The 15,905-nt window shown below is 69.3% G+C and carries 16 protein-coding genes; 9 read left to right on the forward strand and 7 right to left on the reverse strand.

Annotation, left to right across the window (positions count from 1 at the left end; genetic code table 11):
- Positions 1–119 precede the first annotated feature (119 nt).
- From ABNQ40_RS01390 to ABNQ40_RS01415, 6 genes are all read left to right on the forward strand, one after another.
- On the forward strand, positions 120–782 hold the full coding sequence (locus ABNQ40_RS01390; protein WP_109047543.1) for a CoA transferase subunit A: 663 nt from the start codon (positions 120–122) through the stop codon (positions 780–782).
- Entirely contained in the window at positions 775–1,431 is a 657-nt protein-coding gene (locus ABNQ40_RS01395) for a 3-oxoacid CoA-transferase subunit B (RefSeq protein ID WP_109047544.1), read from the forward strand. The genes ABNQ40_RS01390 and ABNQ40_RS01395 overlap by 8 nt, the downstream gene beginning before the upstream one ends.
- A gap of 105 nt (positions 1,432–1,536) precedes the next feature.
- Positions 1,537–2,910, forward strand: coding sequence for a TIGR00366 family protein (locus tag ABNQ40_RS01400; protein WP_109047545.1), 1,374 nt, complete (start codon positions 1,537–1,539; stop codon positions 2,908–2,910).
- Between the two features lie 107 nt (positions 2,911–3,017).
- Complete coding sequence (locus tag ABNQ40_RS01405; RefSeq protein ID WP_109047546.1) at positions 3,018–4,193, forward strand: acetyl-CoA C-acetyltransferase; 1,176 nt, start codon at positions 3,018–3,020, stop codon at positions 4,191–4,193.
- A gap of 83 nt (positions 4,194–4,276) precedes the next feature.
- Complete coding sequence (locus ABNQ40_RS01410; RefSeq protein ID WP_109047547.1) at positions 4,277–4,492, forward strand: hypothetical protein; 216 nt, start codon at positions 4,277–4,279, stop codon at positions 4,490–4,492.
- 72 nt (positions 4,493–4,564) lie between these two features.
- Complete coding sequence (locus ABNQ40_RS01415) at positions 4,565–6,256, forward strand: methyl-accepting chemotaxis protein (protein WP_109047548.1); 1,692 nt, start codon at positions 4,565–4,567, stop codon at positions 6,254–6,256.
- Positions 6,257–6,339: 83 nt separating this feature from the next.
- Here ABNQ40_RS01415 and ABNQ40_RS01420 read toward each other — a convergent pair whose 3' ends face one another.
- The 5 genes from ABNQ40_RS01420 to ABNQ40_RS01440 are packed head-to-tail and all read right to left on the reverse strand — an operon-like array spanning position 6,340 to position 12,665.
- On the reverse strand, positions 6,340–7,293 hold the full coding sequence (locus ABNQ40_RS01420; RefSeq protein ID WP_247879497.1) for a phosphatidate cytidylyltransferase: 954 nt from the start codon (positions 7,291–7,293) through the stop codon (positions 6,340–6,342).
- A gap of 20 nt (positions 7,294–7,313) precedes the next feature.
- Entirely contained in the window at positions 7,314–7,976 is a 663-nt protein-coding gene (locus tag ABNQ40_RS01425; RefSeq protein WP_109047549.1) for a 1-acyl-sn-glycerol-3-phosphate acyltransferase, read from the reverse strand.
- A complete protein-coding gene (locus ABNQ40_RS01430) occupies positions 7,973–8,662 on the reverse strand; it encodes a CDP-alcohol phosphatidyltransferase family protein (RefSeq protein ID WP_247879498.1) in 690 nt (229 codons plus the stop codon). Before ABNQ40_RS01430 ends, ABNQ40_RS01425 begins: the two co-directional genes overlap by 4 nt.
- Positions 8,659–12,072, reverse strand: a complete 3,414-nt coding sequence (locus ABNQ40_RS01435) for an acyl-[ACP]--phospholipid O-acyltransferase (RefSeq protein ID WP_109047551.1) — start codon at positions 12,070–12,072, stop codon at positions 8,659–8,661. Before ABNQ40_RS01435 ends, ABNQ40_RS01430 begins: the two co-directional genes overlap by 4 nt.
- A complete protein-coding gene (locus tag ABNQ40_RS01440) occupies positions 12,069–12,665 on the reverse strand; it encodes a TetR/AcrR family transcriptional regulator (RefSeq protein WP_199235215.1) in 597 nt (198 codons plus the stop codon). Before ABNQ40_RS01440 ends, ABNQ40_RS01435 begins: the two co-directional genes overlap by 4 nt.
- Positions 12,666–12,882: 217 nt before the next feature.
- On the opposite strand from ABNQ40_RS01440, the gene ABNQ40_RS01445 reads away from it, so the two are divergent.
- The 3 genes from ABNQ40_RS01445 to ABNQ40_RS01455 are packed head-to-tail and all read left to right on the forward strand — an operon-like array spanning position 12,883 to position 15,113.
- The gene (locus ABNQ40_RS01445) at positions 12,883–13,296 is read left to right on the forward strand and encodes a DUF350 domain-containing protein (protein ID WP_109047553.1); all 414 of its coding nucleotides are present in this window, start codon (positions 12,883–12,885) and stop codon (positions 13,294–13,296) included.
- A 19-nt stretch (positions 13,297–13,315) separates the two neighbouring features.
- On the forward strand, positions 13,316–13,900 hold the full coding sequence (locus ABNQ40_RS01450; protein ID WP_109047554.1) for a DUF1190 domain-containing protein: 585 nt from the start codon (positions 13,316–13,318) through the stop codon (positions 13,898–13,900).
- Between the two features lie 4 nt (positions 13,901–13,904).
- A complete protein-coding gene (locus ABNQ40_RS01455; RefSeq protein ID WP_109047555.1) occupies positions 13,905–15,113 on the forward strand; it encodes a glutathionylspermidine synthase family protein in 1,209 nt (402 codons plus the stop codon).
- A gap of 12 nt (positions 15,114–15,125) precedes the next feature.
- On the opposite strand, the gene ABNQ40_RS01460 is transcribed toward ABNQ40_RS01455, so the two are convergent.
- Together ABNQ40_RS01460 and ABNQ40_RS01465 are read right to left on the reverse strand one after the other, a co-directional pair.
- Positions 15,126–15,500 carry an isochorismatase family protein gene (locus ABNQ40_RS01460; protein ID WP_391345388.1) on the reverse strand — a complete coding sequence of 125 codons (375 nt, stop codon included), beginning with the start codon at positions 15,498–15,500 and terminating at the stop codon, positions 15,126–15,128.
- Positions 15,500–15,889, reverse strand: a complete 390-nt coding sequence (locus ABNQ40_RS01465; protein WP_391345390.1) for a hypothetical protein — start codon at positions 15,887–15,889, stop codon at positions 15,500–15,502. Before ABNQ40_RS01465 ends, ABNQ40_RS01460 begins: the two co-directional genes overlap by 1 nt.
- Positions 15,890–15,905: the final 16 nt, after the last annotated feature.

The following is a 15,905-nucleotide window of genomic DNA, read 5'->3' on the forward strand; positions in this document are numbered from 1 at the left end:
ATGAGCGCGCGGTCCACCTCTCAAGGATCCCCGTCCGGGATCCCGGGGCGGGCTCCGCGCCCGCGGGGCTGCCGGCGGAAATCGATCCGCCGCACCCCGACGTCCAAGGGAGACGTCGAATGAGTAAAGTGCGAAAGCTGGAAGAGGCCGTCGCCATGATTCCCGACGGCGCGGTTTTGATGATCGGGGGCTTCATGGGGGTCGGCACGCCGCCCCACCTGATCGATGAACTGCTCCGCCAGGGCAAGCGCGACCTGACGGTCATCGCCAACGACACCGCCCGCCCCACCGTGGGGATTGGCCGGCTCGTCACGGCGAAGGTGGTGCGCAAGGTGATCGCCAGCCACATCGGCACCAATTCCGAGACCCAGCGCCAGATGATCGCCGGCGAGACGGTGGTCGAGCTGGTGCCGCAGGGCACGCTGGCCGAGCGGGTGCGCGCCGGCGGCTTCGGGCTGGGCGGCGTGCTGACCCCCACCGGCGTCGGCACGGTGGTCGAGGAGGGCAAGCAACGCATCGAGCTGGACGGCACGGTCTATCTGCTGGAAACGGCGCTGAAGGCCGATTTCGCCCTGATCGCCGCCAAACGGGCCGATTACCTGGGGAATCTCGAATACGCGCTGACGGCGCGCAACTTCAACCCGCTGATGGCGATGGCCGCCGAAACGGTGATCGCCGAGGCTGAGGACATCGTGCCGGTGGGCGTCATTCCGCCCGACAGCGTCGTCACCCCGAATGTGCTGGTCGACTGCCTGGTCGCCAAGGAGCGTCGCCATGGATGAGAAAACCCTGATCGCCAAGCGCGTCGCGCTGGAACTGCGGCCGGGCAACCTGGTGAATCTCGGCATCGGCCTGCCCACCATGGTCGCCGCCCACCTGCCGGCCGGCGTCAACGTCTTCTTCCAGTCGGAGAACGGCATCGTCGGCATGGCCCCGGTCCCCGAACCGGGGGCGGAGAACGAGGATCTGAGCGATGCCGGCGGCAGCCCGATCGGCGCCGTTCCGGGGGCCGCGTCCTTCGACAGCGCGATGTCCTTCGGCCTGATCCGCGGCGGGCATCTGGACGTCACCGTGCTGGGTGGCCTCCAGATCGACGAGGAGGGACGGCTCGCCAACTGGATGGTGCCCGGCAAGATGGTGCCCGGCATGGGCGGTGCGATGGATCTGGTCTCCGGCGCCAAGCGGGTGATCGTCGCCATGCAGCACAGCGCCAAGGGCACGCCCAAGATCGTCAAGCGCTGCGAACTGCCGCTGACCTCGGTCCGGCGGGTCGACCTGATCGTCACCGACCTCGCGGTGATCGAACCGACGGACAAGGGGCTGGTGCTGCGCGAGATCGCGCCCGGCGTCACGGTCGCCGACGTGCTGGCCCAGACCGGCGCCGAGCTGATCGTCCCGTCCGCTGTGCCGACCATGCCGGTCGCCGCCTGACCGCCGCCCTTCACGCATCGTGAGCATCGGGGACCCGTCCTCCCGCGCCGTCCGGCCGTGCAACCGGCGGCGCGGGAACGGCCCCCCTCGTGCCGGAGACCCGCCATGAGCGTCACCACAGCCCCCCCGCCGGCGCCGGAGACCAGCGCCCGCTTCAACCCGATCACCCCGATTTCCCGCGCCCTGACCTGGCTGGTCAGCCGCTATCTGCCCGACCCGCTGATCTTCGCCATCATCCTGACCGTGCTGACCTTCGGCTTCGCCTGGTGGCTGACGCCGAGCGGGCCGGTCGATCTGGTGCGCATGTGGGGCAACGGCTTCTGGAACCTGCTGGCCTTCTCGATGCAGATGGCGCTGGTGCTGGTCACCGGCCATGCGCTCGCCAGCTCCGAGCCGGTGCGCAACGTCATGGGCCGGGTGGCCTCCATCGCCAAAACGCCGGCCCAGGGCGTCATGCTGGTCTGTTTCGCCGCTGCGGTGACCAACGTCGTCAACTGGGGCTTCGGCCTCGTCGTCGGCGCCATGTTCGCCCGCGAGGTGGCCCGCCGCGTCCCGAAATCGGACTACCGGCTGCTGATCGCCTCGGCCTATATCGGCTTCATGACGTGGCATGGCGGCTTCTCCGCCTCGGTACCGCTGGTCGCTGCGACCAAGGGGAACCCGATGGAGAAGACGGTCGGCCTGATCCCGATCTCCGACACCATCTTCACCACCTACAATGTCGGCATCACGCTGGCGCTGATCGTCGTCCTGCCGCTGATCTGCTGGATGATGCACCCGAAGCCGCACGAGGTCGTGGCGGTCGATCCCGCCCTGCTGAAGCCGGAACCCTCGACCAAGCGCGTCCTCGGCCCCGACGCCAGCCCGGCTGAAAAGCTGGAGGAGAGCCGCGTCCTCGGCTTCGTCGTCGCCGCACTCGGCATCGGCTACCTGTTCCTGCACTTCCAGGCCAAGGGCTTCGACCTCAACATCAACACGGTCAACCTGATCATGCTGGTGGCCGGCCTGATCCTGCACGGCACGCCGATGGCCTATGCCCGCGCCGTCGCCAACGCCGCCCGCGGCACCGCCGGCATCATGGTGCAGTTCCCCTTCTACGCCGGCATCCAGATCATGATGGAGCATTCCGGCCTGGGCGGCCTGATCACCAACCTGTTCGTCGACATCGCCAACAAGGAAACCTTCCCGGTCCTCGCCTTCCTGTCGTCGGGCCTGATCAACTTCGCCGTCCCGTCGGGCGGTGGCCATTGGGTGGTGCAGGGTCCCTTCATCATGCCGGCCGCCCAGCAGCTCGGCGTCGATCTCGGCAAGGCGGCCATGGCCATCGCCTATGGCGAGGAGTGGATGAACATGGCGCAGCCCTTCTGGGCGCTACCGGCGCTCGCCATCGCCGGGCTGGGGGTGCGCGACATCATGGGCTACTGCGCGACGGCCCTGGTCATCACGCTGCCCATCTTCCTGATCGGCCTCTACTTCTGACCGTCAACGACGCAACGGCCGCCGCGCTCCATAGGATGGACGCGGCGGTCTTCCTTCCCGCAAGACACACTTGTTCCGGCAAGACACATCGTTCTCAGGAGTCCTCCATGACCGAGATCGTCATCGCCAGCGCGGTCCGCACCGCCATCGGCAGCTTCAACGGCGCGCTGGCGTCCGTCCCCGCCCATGAACTCGGCGCCGCCGCGATCCGCGAGGCGCTGTCGCGCGCCCACACCGACGCCGCCGAGGTGTCCGAGGTGGTGCTGGGCCAAGTGCTGACCGCCGGCCAGGGCCAGAACCCGGCCCGTCAGGCCGCGGTCAAGGCCGGCATTCCGGTCGAAAAGACCGCCTTCGGCATCAATCAGGTCTGCGGCTCCGGCCTGCGCTCGGTGGCGCTCGGCTGGCAGGCGATCCGCTGCGGCGACGCCGAGGTGATGGTGGTCGGCGGCCAGGAGAACATGAGCCTGTCACCCCACCTCATGCATCTGCGCAACGGCACCAAGATGGGCACGGCCGAGATGCTCGACAGCATGATCCGGGACGGGCTGTGGGAGGCCTTCCACAACTACCACATGGGCGCCACCGCCGAGAATGTCGCCCGCGCCTGGGATTTGAGCCGCGAGCGGCAGGACCAATTCGCGGCTGCCTCGCAGCAGAAGGCGGAGGCCGCGCAGAAGGCCGGCCGCTTCCGGGACGAGATCGTGCCGGTCACCATCAAGGGCCGCAAGGGAGACACCATCGTCGACAGCGACGAGTACCCCAAGCACGGCACCACGCTGGAGGCGCTGGCCAAGCTGCGCCCAGCCTTCGCCAAGGACGGCACGGTGACCGCCGGCAACGCCTCCGGCCTCAATGACGGAGCCGCCGCGCTGGTGCTGATGACGGCGGAGAACGCCGCCCGGCGCGGGCTGACGCCGCTGGCGCGCATCGCCTCCTGGGCGACGGCCGGTGTCGATCCCAGCATCATGGGCACCGGGCCGATCCCGGCCTCGAAGCTGGCTTTACAGAAAGCCGGCTGGTCGGTGGACGATCTCGACCTGATCGAGGCCAACGAGGCCTTCGCGGCGCAGGCGCTGGCGGTCAATGCCGGCATGGGCTGGGACGAGGGCCGGGTGAACGTCAACGGCGGCGCCATTGCGCTCGGCCATCCCATCGGTGCGTCGGGTGCCCGCATCCTGGTCAGCCTGCTGCATGAGATGGGCCGGCGCGATGCCCGCAAGGGTCTCGCCACCCTGTGCATCGGCGGCGGCATGGGCGTTGCCCTCTGCGTCGAGCGCGCTTGATGCCCTCACGAAACGCGGAGCCGCCGATACCGACACAGGGCGGCGGCTCCGCGACCATTTGTACCCTTTTGAAGGATAGTAGTATGGCAGAGATTATCGAGGTGTCCGTCACCCTCCACATCGCGGTCGCTGACGCCTCTGACGGGCGGGCCCTCGCCCTGCGGGCGGCGGAACATTTCAGCCATGTCAGTCACGCCCAGATCGCCGCATTCAACGAGGTGAACCGGGTCCATTCCGCAGACCATGGCACCGTCGAAGCGGTCACCAGCATCGTCGCCGGTGCGGGCCGCGGCTCGTAACGTCGGTCCGGCCACCGGGAACGGCCCCTGGGAGCGGACCGGGGGGCAGGCCGGAAAGAGGGAAACAGAATCATGCGTTTGTCGGAGCTGCCGTTGCGGTGGCGAATCGGATTCCTCGCGTCGCTGTCGATCATCGCCGCCGGGCTGGTGGCGGCGGTCGGCGGCCATTTCGTCAACCGTGCGCTGGTCGAGCAGCGGATGAACAGCGTCCGCTTCATCGCCGAGAGCGGCGGCAGCATCGCCGCCCGCTTCCACAAGCTGGCGCAGGACGGCGTGATGAGCGAGGAGGATGCGAAGGATCGCGCCAAAACGGCCATCGGCGCGATGCGCTACGCCGACGGGGAGTATCTGTGGATCTGGACCTCGCAGATCGTCAACGTCATGCATGCCAACCCGGCGCTGATCGGCAAGAGCGGTGCCGAGATCCGCGACCGCAACGGCGTCTACGTCATCCGCGAGGCGGTGCGCGGCGCCCTGACGCCGGTGCCGGAGTTCGTGACCTACGAATGGCCGCGGCCCAACGACCCCAAGGGGCCGACCTATGAGAAGCTGGCCTATTCGGTCCATTTCAAGCCATGGGACTGGGTGATCGGCACCGGCGTCTATACCGACGATCTGCGCTCGGCCTTCGTCGGCATGATGACCGTGTTCGGGCTGGTGGTCGCCGGGCTCTCGGCGCTGGCCCTTCTGCTGGGCTGGGCGGTTGCCCGCAGTGTGACGCGTCCGCTGTCGCGCGTGCATGGCGTCATGCTCCGCCTTGCCGACCATGATCTGGACGCCGAGGTGCCCGAACGCGGGCGGCGGGACGAGATCGGCGGCATGGCGCGCACGCTTGAGGTCTTCAAGGAGAACATCCTGCGCAACCGGCAGATGGAGCAGGAGCGCCGCAGCGCCGTCGTCCAGGCCGCTGCGGAAAAGCGGGCGGCGGTGGTCGATCTGGCGAACCGGTTCGAAAGCCGGGTCGGCCGCATCGTCGACCAGCTCGGCCTGTCGGCCAGCGGCTTCCAGCAAACCGCCTCACACCTGTCCGGCGCGGTCCGCAAGGCCGAGCAGGACTGCACGTCGGTGGCCTCGGCTTCCGAGCAGGCGTCGGTCAATGTGCAGGCCGTCGCCTCCGCTGCGGAGGAGATGTCGACGGCCATCCGCGGCCTGTCGGGACGGGTGGTGCAGGCGGCCCAGCGGTCCAAGGTGACCGCCGAGCGGGCGGAGCAGGCGCGCGGCCATCTGGATGCGCTGTCCACCGCCATCGAGCAGGTCGATCAGGTCGTCGCGTCGATCAACGCCGTCGCCTCCCAGACCAATCTGCTGGCGCTGAACGCGACCATCGAGGCGGCCCGCGCCGGCGAGGCGGGCAAGGGATTCGCCGTGGTCGCCAGCGAGGTCAAGAATCTGGCGAGCCAGACCCATGCGATGACCGAGCAGATCGGCCAGCAGATCGGCACCGTGAAGGCGGCGTCGGACCGGACCGTGGAGGCGATGCGCGGCATCATCGGCCAGGTGGAGCAGATCGACCAGTCGGCAGCCGAGATGGCCGCCTCGGTCGAGCAGCAGAGTGCGGCGACCGACGAGATCAGCCGTAACGCCCAGCAGGCCGCCCTCGGCACCAACGAGGTCTCGCACAGCGTGGTCGACATCCAGAAGGCCGAGCGCGACAGCGGGGTGGCCGCCGGTCAGGTCAAGCAGTCCGCCGACACGCTGGCGACCGATGCGGCCCTGCTGAAGCGGGAACTCGACGCGTTCCTGGCGGAAATCCGCGCCGCCTGAAATCTGTTCGCTACGTGATTGCACGAACGCCCCGGTTCGCAGGAGCCGGGGCGTTCGTGTGTCTGGAAGGCTGGCGCTTGTGGTCAGGTGAACCAGTAGCGCGTGAGATGGAAGAACAGCGGCGCGGAGAACACGACGGAATCGAGACGGTCGAGGACGCCGCCATGCCCTTCGATCATGGTGCCCCAATCCTTGACGCCGAGGTCGCGCTTCATCGCCGACAGGACGAAGCCGCCGAAGAATCCGGCGATGACGATGATCAGCGACATCCCCGCCGCCTGGAGCGGCGAGAAGGGCGTGATGACGTGCAGGCCGGTGCCGATGGCGACGGCGGTCAGCCCGCCGCCGACCAGCCCCTCCACCGTCTTGGACGGGCTGATGCCGGGCGACAGCCGCGTCTTGCCCCACAGCTTGCCGAACACATACTGGAAGACGTCGCTCAGTTGCGCCACCGTCATCAGATACAGCAGCAGCAGGGCGGGGGGCAGGCTGTAGCCGGGAATGTCGAGCCACAGCAGGGCCGGCGCATGGCTGGTGCAGTAGACCGCCAGCATCAGGCCCCACTGCGCCTTGGCGGTGCGGGTCAGGAAGTCGGTGGTGTCGGCGCCCAGCACCGACAGCGACGGCAGCGCCATGAACACATAGACCGGGATGAAGATCGAAAACAGCCCGTACCAGCCGATCCCGACCAGCCAGTATTGCAGCGGCACGACCACGAAGAAGGACAGGAACAGCCCGGCATGGTCGCCGCGCCGGGTTGGCGTCAGCGTGATGAACTCGCGCAGCGCCAGATAGGAGAGCAGGGCGAACAGCACCAGTGTCACCCCGCTGCCCAGCAGCATCGCCGCGGCGAACAGCGCCACCATCACCCACCAGGACCGGATGCGGGCGTTCAGGTTGCGCACCGTGTCGCGCCCGGCCGGCGTCTTCACCCGGTAGGCCAGGACGGCGCCGATCAGCGTGGCGACGACCAGCAGGCCGAGGGCGGCGCCCGACAGCCAGAGGAACAGCGGATCGGTGGTCGTGAAGACAGTCATCACTGAGTTCATCACGCTGCTCATCGGGCGGTCCGTTGGTCGGAAGGTTGGGAGGCTGGTTGGGAAGCGGGCCGGGACAGCGACACCAGCGCGTCGCGCGCCCGCCCCAGGAAGGCCGCCTTGTCCTCGCCCGCGATCCCTTGCAGCGGCGCGCCGAAGCGCATGGTGCAGATCAGCGGCACCAGCAGCGGCATGCCCTTCGGCATCACGCGGTGCAGGTTCTCGATGAAGACGGGGATCAGTTCCGCCGCCGGCACCCGTTGGGAGAGGTGGTAAAGCCCGCTCTTGAACGGCGCCACGGTGCCGTCGCCGCGCGTGCCTTCCGGGAAGAGGATCAGCGACTGCCCGCTTTCCAGCACCGCCGCCATGGCGTCCATCACCTCCGCCGTCGCCTTGCCGGTGCGGTCGACCAGCAGCGCGTTCAGGCACCCCACCGCCACCGCACGCCGCAGGGCCGAACCGCCCCAATAGTCGAGTGCGGCCACCGGATGGGTGCGTGCCCGCAAATTTGCCGGCAGGGCCGCCATGACGGCCAGCGTATCGAGGTGGCTGGTGTGGTTGGCGAAATAGATGCGCGGGACGTCGGCGGGCGCACTGCCTTCCCAGCTTGCGCGGGCGCCGACCAGCAGGCGGGTCAGCCCGAGCAGACCATGGCGGAGCGCCGGTTGGAACAGAGGGATCATGACCGGACCTCCGGGTGATGGGCTTCCAGATGTTGGGTTTTCAGGCGGCGGGCGATGCCGAGCGTGCGCGTCGCGACGGTCAGCAGGCTGCCGGCCATGATGATCCAGGCCGCCGCGAGCAGGCTGTAGCGCGTGCCCCACAGCGCATGCTCGACCGCCTGGGCGATCAGGGCGACGGTGAGGGCGGCCATGCGGCGCTGCTTGGCCATCACGCCGCCGAAATCCTGCGCCAGCCCGAGCGCGCCGCCGAAGGTGCGGACATAGGCGGTCATCATGGCGGCCAGCGCTGCCGCCCAGCCGAGCCAGGGCAGGCCGGCGGCATAGCCCAGCGGCACCAGGAAGGCGGTGTCGGCGACGCGGTCGGGGATCTCGTTGTAGAGCGCGCCGACCGGCGATCCCTTGCCGCCCTCCACCGCGACCATGCCGTCGAGCAGGTTGCACACGAGGCGCAGCTGGACGCACAGCGCGGCGCCGACCCAGGCCAGCACGCCGCCCTGGAGCAGAAGGGTGCCGCCGATTGCCGCCCACACCGCCGACAGCAGCGAGATCTGGTTGGGGGTCACCGGCGTCGTGGTCAGCCACGCCGCCAGCCGTTGCGCCCAACGGGCCGACCGGGTGGCGATGGGGCGGCGGTCGGCAGCGGTTTTGGCGGCGGCCTTGGCGGCGGTTGCACTGGTCTCCATCATGCAGGCTCCTTGGCTGCGGCCTCCGCGGCGAACCGCGTCACGGCCGGATAGTCGGTCTTGCCGGTGCCCAGCAGCGGGACGGCGTCGATGCGCAGGATGTCGCGCGGAATGGCGATCTCGGGCGCTCCCCTGGCCCGTGCGGCGGCGACCAGCGCATCGCGGGACAGCGTGGTGCCGGTCGTCGCCAGCACGATCCGCTCGCCGCGCTTGGCATCGGGCAGGGCGACGGCGGCGTGGGTGGCGTCCGGATCGGCGAGGCTCGCCAGCTCTTCGACGACGCCGAGCGGGATCATCTCGCCCGCCACCTTGGCGAAGCGCTTGACCCGGCCGACGATGCGGATGAAGCCGTCGGCGTCGATCTCGACGATGTCGCCGGTGTCGTGCCAGCCATCCTGCGGCGGCTGGATCACGCCGGGGTGGTCGGCGTGCAGGTAGCCCTTCATCACGTTCGGCCCGCGCACCCGCAGCCGCCCGCCGGCATCGACGCCGGGCACCGGCACCAGTTCGGTCTCGATGCCGGGCAGGGCCTGTCCGACGCTGCCGGGACGGAAGCGGGCCGGGGTGTTGACGGCGATCACCGGCGCGGTCTCGGTGGTGCCGTAGCCTTCCAGCAGATGGACGCGCAGCCGCTCGGTGTAGACGCGCCGCGTCTCGTCCTGGAGCCGCTCGGCCCCGGCGAAGACGAGGCGCAGCGAGCGGTAGTCGTAGGGGTCGGCCGACCGCGCCCAGGCGTTCAGGAAGAAGTCGGTGCCGAACAGGACGGTGGCGTTGGTCTGGTAGACCAGTTCCGGGATCAGCCGGACATGGCGCGGGTTGGGGTAGAGCACCGTCTTCACGCCGTTCAGGATCGGCAGCAGCATGCCGCCGGTCAGGCCGAAGGAGTGGAAGACGGGCAGGCAGTTGAACACCACGTCCTGCCGGTTGAAATCCACCACCGACGCCACCTGCGCCATGTTGGCGAGCAGGTTGCCGTGGCTGAGCGCCACGCCCTTGGGCGGCCCCTCCGACCCGGAGGTGAACAGGATGGCGGCGATGTCGTCGCCGCGTCCCTGCGGCGGCAGCAGCCGTTCCGGTGCCACCAGAGCCGCCAGGGCGCGCAGCTTGTCACCCAGCCGCAGCCCGCGCTTGACCTCTTCCAGATGGATGATGGCGTGGTCGGCGGCCAGCGCCTCGACCAGCGCGCCGAGGCGGGCCTTCTCGATGAACTGGGCGGAGGTGACGATCCGGCGCACCCCGGCGGCCCGGCAGGCGGCCTTCACCGCATCCGGCCCGGCGGTGAAGTTCAGCATGGCGGCCGGCCGGCCATGGGCGGCAAGGCCGAAGAACACCGCCGCCGTCGGCGAGGCGGTCGGCAGCAGCACGCCCACCGGCTCGTCAACTTCCGTGCCGCGCGTCAGGATGCGGCCGAGCACCAGGGCGCGGGCCGCCAGCGCACGGTAGGACAGGGTGGAGAAATCACCATCCTGCACGGCCTCCTCCCGCGCCCCGGCCTTGGCCCGGGCGTCGAGCAGGGCCAGCATCAGCGTTTCCTGCCGCGGGCGGGCGGCGAAGACACTTTCCGTCATGACACGCGACAGCCAGGATTTCAGGGCGGCGCGCCGCTTCTTGCCGACCAGACCGCCAACCTCGGGAGTCATGACCGGCGGCAGCACGGTGATGGTGATGCGCGGGAACAGGCCGAGCCGCAGCCGGCCCTTCATCCGCGACAGGACCGAGCGCTGGGCGCCTTCGATGCAGACCGGCACCACCGGGCATCGCGCCTTGTCGGCCAGCATGCCGGGGCCGCCGTTGATCTTCATCAGCGACCCGGTGACGGTGATCCGCCCCTCCGGGAAGACGCAGACCTTGTCGCCGTCGGCGAGCGCGCGGGCCAGGATCCGGGTGCCGAGCGGGTTGGTGGGATCGATGGTTACATGGTCGGCGATTGCCAGGAACGGCTTGATCAGCGGGTGTTTGGCGATGTGGGTGTCGACCGCGAAGCGCATGCCCGGCAGGAAGGCGGCGAGCAGCGCGCCGTCGAGGAAGGACTGGTGGTTTGGCGTCACCACGGCGGCGCCATCGAGATTTGTCAGATGCTCCGCCCCGCGGACCTCGACACGGAAGGCCAGCCGGAACAGGCCGCGGAAGACGGCGCGCATCAGCGCCTGCGCATCGACAGCGAGCGCCATCACGACGGCAACCGCCATGCTGGCGCCGCCCACCGAGGCGACCGTCAGCGGCGAGGCTCCCAGCGCCAGCATCCCGGCGGCGACGGCCGAGCCGGCCACCATGTAGAGCGCATTGACCACATAGGCGGCGGCGATGACGCGGGCACGGGCCCCCGGCGCGGCGCGATGCTGGATCAGCGCATAGAGCGGAACGGCGAAGGCACCCCCGGCGGCGGCGATGACGAACAGGTCGGCCAGCAGCGGCAGCGCCCAGGGTTGGGCCAGCAGGGCCAGCGGCGACAGCGGGACCAAAGCCGGGGCGGCCGGGGTCAGCAGGGGCAGGACGGCGCCCGCCATGGCGGCGACCAGACCAGCCAGCGCGGCGCGGCCGGCATCGGCGGTGGACGGCGTGCGGTGGCTGAGGCCGGCGAACACCGAGCCGGCGGCCACGCCGATGGCGAACACCGCCAGCAGCAGGGTGGCGCCGCCGCTGTCGGTCCCCAGCGTCTCGCGGGCGATGGACGGGAATTGCGCCATCACCACCGCACCGACGCCCCAGAACACCGAGATGCCATGGATCGCCCGCATCGACGCCCGGTCGCCGGCGACCGAGCGCAGCACGCGCACCGTCACCGCCAACGGGTTGAGCCCGACAGCCACCGCCGGATCGGCATTGCCGGCGCGCGGGATGAACAGCGATGCCGCCAGACCCAGCAGCGCGGAAGCGCCCAGCATGCCCGGCACTGCCCAGGGATGGAGCAGGGCCAGCGAGCCGCCGGCGATGGTGCCCAGCAGGATGGCGACGAAGGTTCCGGCCTCGACCAGACCGTTGGCGGCGGTCAGTTCGGACGGGTCGAGCAGGTCGGGCAGCAGGCCGTACTTGACCGGCCCGAACAGCGTCGAATGGGCGCCCATGCCGACCAGCGCAATGATCAGGACCGGCAGGTCGGCGGCGACGATGCCCCAGGAGGCCAGCGCCATCAGGCCGATTTCCGCCAGCTTGACGATGCGGGCGATCAGCGTGCGGTCATAACGGTCGGCCAGCTGGCCGGCGGTGGCGGACAGCAGCAGGAAGGGCAGGGTGAAGGCGCCCGCCGCAAGGGTGGAGATCATTGCGCCGCTCAGCGCACCCTCGCCGGACACGCCATAGACCGCCAGCACCGCGATGGCGCCGCGCAGGACATTGTCGCCGAAAGCGCCGAGGAACTGGGCGAGGAACAGCGGCAGGAAACGCCGCGACGCGAGTAGGGATGACGCGTTCATCGGCCGGCTCCGGTCCTGGCGGTGAGGGGGGCGGTGGGGGTTGCGATGCCGGTGAGGATCGCGTCGGCTATCGGGTCGGCGAGGCTGGAGAGCGGCGCCGTCTGCCGGCCGTAAACCTGCGACTGCACGTTCAGCACGATGGCGCCGATGACGATGTGGGACAGCGCATCGCGGTCGGCCGGAACGATGCTGCCCTCCGCGATCCCGTCGGCGACGATGCCGCAGATCACGTCGACCGGCGTTTCCTGGCCCGGGGGCACCAGCGGCAGCGATTCATGCTGCGACAGCAGAAGGAAGCGGGTGCGGTCGGGTGCCGCCTCCGCCAGATGGAAGGCATGATGGATGATCCGCCGCAGCCGCTCCGGCGCCGGACCCTGGCCCGCCGCCTCGCGCAGGCTCTGCGACATGGCCGTGTATTCCGCCGCGAACAGGTCGGCAGCCAGTTCCTCCTTGCTCGGCCAGTGGCGATAGAGCGCTCCCTCCGATACTCCGGCGGACCGGGCGATGTCGCGGACCGTCGTCGCCTTCACCCCTTTCTGGGCGAACAGCGCGATGGCGGCATCGCGGACCCTGTGGCGAACGTCGGTGGACATGATGCCTCCATGTGAATGAATGTTCACTCACAAGGTGACGAGGCCACCTCACGGGCGCAACGACGAAAAAGTATAGGGTGCAACGTTCCTGGCTCAGCTCATGGATATACCTCTTATGAGCCGTGCCACTTCGCCCCCCGCCATCCTCTTCCGTCCTTGTCGAATGCCCTTCAACGATGCAACGCTAGGGGGTGGCGATGCAACGTTGGATGAAGATATGACGCCGGTTCTCCAGTCTCTGACAACTCTTCCGTCATATTTGCTGTTCGCTGTCGTGATGCTGGGGTTCCTGCTGCTGTTCATCCTGGCCTACACCGCCGTCACCCCCTATCGCGATCTGGCCCTGGTCCGTCAGGGGAACACGACCGCGGCCCTGACCCTGGGCGGCGCCATGATCGGCTTCGCCCTGCCGTTGATGAGCGTCGCCTCCCACACCACCAACATCGTCGATCTGGCGGTGTGGGGCGTGATCGCGCTGGTGTCGCAGCTGTTGGTCTACGTCATCGGCTCGCGCGTGCTGCTGCCGGATTTCCGCGACGGTGTCGAAGCCGACCGCACCGCCTACGGCATCCTGCTCGCCAGCCTGTCCATAGCGGTCGGGCTGCTGAACTACGGCTCGCTGACCTATTGATCCGAGGAAAGGCTTTGCGATGAAGCGCTCGCGCACCGTGGCGGCCCTGCTGCTGGGCGGCATCAGCCCGCTCCTGTTCGCCTGCGGCGAGGACGGGCCCGAAGAGGCGACCGTCTATCCCTCCGTTGAAGCCTGCACCGCCGAGAAGCCGGCAAGCGACTGCGCCGAGGCCTTTGCCGCCGCCCGTCAGGAGCATCTGGCCGGCGCTCCCCGCTTCTCCAACCGGGAAGCCTGCGAGGCGGAGATGGGCGACGGTGCCTGCACTCCGGCCAACGAGGGCGTGGGAAGCGGCACGGGCAGCGTCTTCGTTCCGGCGCTGGTCGGCTTCATGATCGGCCGCAGCCTGACCGGCGGTTACGCCCAGCCGGTCTATTTCGACCGCCAGGGCTATGCCCGCAGCGGCAACAGCCGGATCGCCGAGACGCCGCTGCCGCCGCAGCGCCGGGACGAAATCCGTCAGGGCAGCGGGGGTGTGGCCTCCAGTTCCGGCTCCTACTACCGGCCGGGCTCGGGCAATTCGGGCAAGTCCTTCACGGTCACCACGAGCGGGCGCAGCGCCGGGTTCGGCTCGACCGGCTCGTCGCGCGGCTTTTCGGGGAGCTGAGGCCATGGAGCGTGTCCGGACGGCCCCCCGCCCGCAGTGGCAGGCCAAGCTCGACGAGATCGGCTTTCCCTTCCACACCGACGCCGACGGCACGGCCTATTGGGATGAAAGCGCCTATTGGCGCTTCTCCCTCGCCGAAATCGAAACGCTGGAGGAGGCCGCCGAAGAGGTCTACCGGCTCTGCGAGGAGGCGGTCGGCCATGTCGTGACGCGCGGCCTGTACGAGGCGGTCGGACTTCCCCGCTGGGCTGCTCCCGCCATCGAGGCGAGCTGGAAAGAGCGCGAAGGGCGGGACATGGCCCTCTACGCCCGTTTCGACTTCGCCTGGGACGGCAAGGGCGGGCCGCCGAAGGCGCTGGAGCTGAATGCGGAAACGCCGACCTCGCTCTACGAGACCGCCGTCGCCCAATGGTGCTGGCTTCAGGACGTCCATCCCGACGCCGACCAGTTCAACAGCCTGGAGGAAGCCCTGGTCGAGCGCTGGCAGGCGCGGATGCAGGTGTTTCCCACTCTGGCATCGCAGGCCGAGGCGGTGCATTTCGCCTGCCTGATGCCGCATCCGGAGGACGAGGCGACCATCGCCTATCTCCAGACCCTGGCCCTGCGCGCCGGCATGACCACCAAGGCGATGCCGATCCAGGCGATCCGCTACGACGACGCTTCCGGCTGTTTCCTGGACGATGCCGGCCCGCCGATCCGGCACCTGATGAAGCTCTATCCCTGGGACTGGATGATCCGGGAGGAGACCGGCCGCGAACTGGTGACCGCTGCTGCGCAAGCCCGGATCCGGATGATCGAGCCGGCCTGGAAGATGGTGATGGCGTCGAAGGGGCTGTTCGCCCTGCTGTGGGAACTGAACCCCGGCCACCCCAACCTTTTGCAGACCTCGCTCGACCGCACCGGCTTTCCGGCCGGCAGTACGGTGGTGGCGAAACCGTTGCTCGGCCGCGAGGGCAGCAATGTCAGCATCGCCACCCTCGACGCCGCTGGCTTGCCCATCGGGCAGCCCATCGCCCAGACCGAAGGGCCCTATGTCGACGAGGGCTGGGTGTACCAGTCCTTCACGCCGCTGGCGGAGGCCGACGGCAACCATGCCGTCTTCGGCGTCTGGATGGCCGGCGACAAGCCCTGCGGTCTGGGAATCCGCGAGGACCGTGCCTTGATCACCGGCAACACCAGCCGTTTCGTCCCGCACCTGATCGCGCCGCCCTGACGGCGCTTGCGGTCACGCGCCGCCGAAGACAAGCTCCTCGGCGATGATGGCGCCGCTCGCCTGCATCAGATACAGCCCGATGTGGTGGGCCACCGCCTGCGGGTGGGCGGCGGTGTCGGGCAGGCCGAGGCCGCGGGCGGTGGCGAGCGGCAGGTCGTAGGTGGAGCAGCCCGGCTCATACACGACGATCTCGCGCAGCGGTCCGGTCATGCCGTGGTTGCGCGCCGACAGCAGGGCCTGCACCGCCTGAAGCACGCAGATGTCGGTGCAGATGCCGTCCACCACCAGCGTCTCGATGCCGTTGGCGGCGATCCAGTCGAACAGCCGGTTCTGGCCCGTCGTCAGGTCGGTCGTCCCGACCACGCCGTTGATGCAGTCCTTGCGCATCAGCGTGACGCCGGGGCGCCGTCCAGCCAGGACAGCTCCTCGACCAGATTCTCCTCGCCGGTGCCGGCCTCGCAGTGGGGCGGGTAGGGGTATTCGGGCTTGCCCGGCTCATGGGTGTCGAGGAACACCGCGATGGGATAGCCGGCCGAGAGGAACAGCCGGTTCGTGCGGTTGATCTCGGCGATCATCCGGGTGACCTGGGCATTGGCGACCGGCGGCGCCAGATTGCCGCCGCCGATGGCGGCGAACCCGTTCACCGGATCGACGTCGAGCTTCCCAACCCGCTTGCCGGCCAGCGAAACGACGGCGCTGCGCACCGGCAGGGCGGCGGCGACGGCCTCCAGAGCGGCGGCGGGGCCGATGGCGGGGCTGATGATGGACTCGGTCATGGTTTCTCTTCTCCGG

Source organism: Azospirillum sp. A23 (genome assembly GCF_042938965.1).
In the GTDB taxonomy this organism is placed as follows: domain Bacteria; phylum Pseudomonadota; class Alphaproteobacteria; order Azospirillales; family Azospirillaceae; genus Azospirillum; species Azospirillum melinis.

Coding starts and splice junctions, on each gene's coding strand:
- ABNQ40_RS01390 (WP_109047543.1), top strand. CDS start 120: ATGAGTAAAGTGCGAAAGCTGGAAGAGGCCGTCGCCATGATTCCCGAC.
- ABNQ40_RS01395 (WP_109047544.1), top strand. CDS start 775: ATGGATGAGAAAACCCTGATCGCCAAGCGCGTCGCGCTGGAACTGCGG.
- ABNQ40_RS01400 (WP_109047545.1), top strand. CDS start 1,537: ATGAGCGTCACCACAGCCCCCCCGCCGGCGCCGGAGACCAGCGCCCGC.
- ABNQ40_RS01405 (WP_109047546.1), top strand. CDS start 3,018: ATGACCGAGATCGTCATCGCCAGCGCGGTCCGCACCGCCATCGGCAGC.
- ABNQ40_RS01410 (WP_109047547.1), top strand. CDS start 4,277: ATGGCAGAGATTATCGAGGTGTCCGTCACCCTCCACATCGCGGTCGCT.
- ABNQ40_RS01415 (WP_109047548.1), top strand. CDS start 4,565: ATGCGTTTGTCGGAGCTGCCGTTGCGGTGGCGAATCGGATTCCTCGCG.
- ABNQ40_RS01420 (WP_247879497.1), bottom strand. CDS start 7,293: ATGACTGTCTTCACGACCACCGATCCGCTGTTCCTCTGGCTGTCGGGC.
- ABNQ40_RS01425 (WP_109047549.1), bottom strand. CDS start 7,976: ATGATCCCTCTGTTCCAACCGGCGCTCCGCCATGGTCTGCTCGGGCTG.
- ABNQ40_RS01430 (WP_247879498.1), bottom strand. CDS start 8,662: ATGATGGAGACCAGTGCAACCGCCGCCAAGGCCGCCGCCAAAACCGCT.
- ABNQ40_RS01435 (WP_109047551.1), bottom strand. CDS start 12,072: ATGAACGCGTCATCCCTACTCGCGTCGCGGCGTTTCCTGCCGCTGTTC.
- ABNQ40_RS01440 (WP_199235215.1), bottom strand. CDS start 12,665: ATGTCCACCGACGTTCGCCACAGGGTCCGCGATGCCGCCATCGCGCTG.
- ABNQ40_RS01445 (WP_109047553.1), top strand. CDS start 12,883: ATGACGCCGGTTCTCCAGTCTCTGACAACTCTTCCGTCATATTTGCTG.
- ABNQ40_RS01450 (WP_109047554.1), top strand. CDS start 13,316: ATGAAGCGCTCGCGCACCGTGGCGGCCCTGCTGCTGGGCGGCATCAGC.
- ABNQ40_RS01455 (WP_109047555.1), top strand. CDS start 13,905: ATGGAGCGTGTCCGGACGGCCCCCCGCCCGCAGTGGCAGGCCAAGCTC.
- ABNQ40_RS01460 (WP_391345388.1), bottom strand. CDS start 15,500: ATGCGCAAGGACTGCATCAACGGCGTGGTCGGGACGACCGACCTGACG.
- ABNQ40_RS01465 (WP_391345390.1), bottom strand. CDS start 15,889: ATGACCGAGTCCATCATCAGCCCCGCCATCGGCCCCGCCGCCGCTCTG.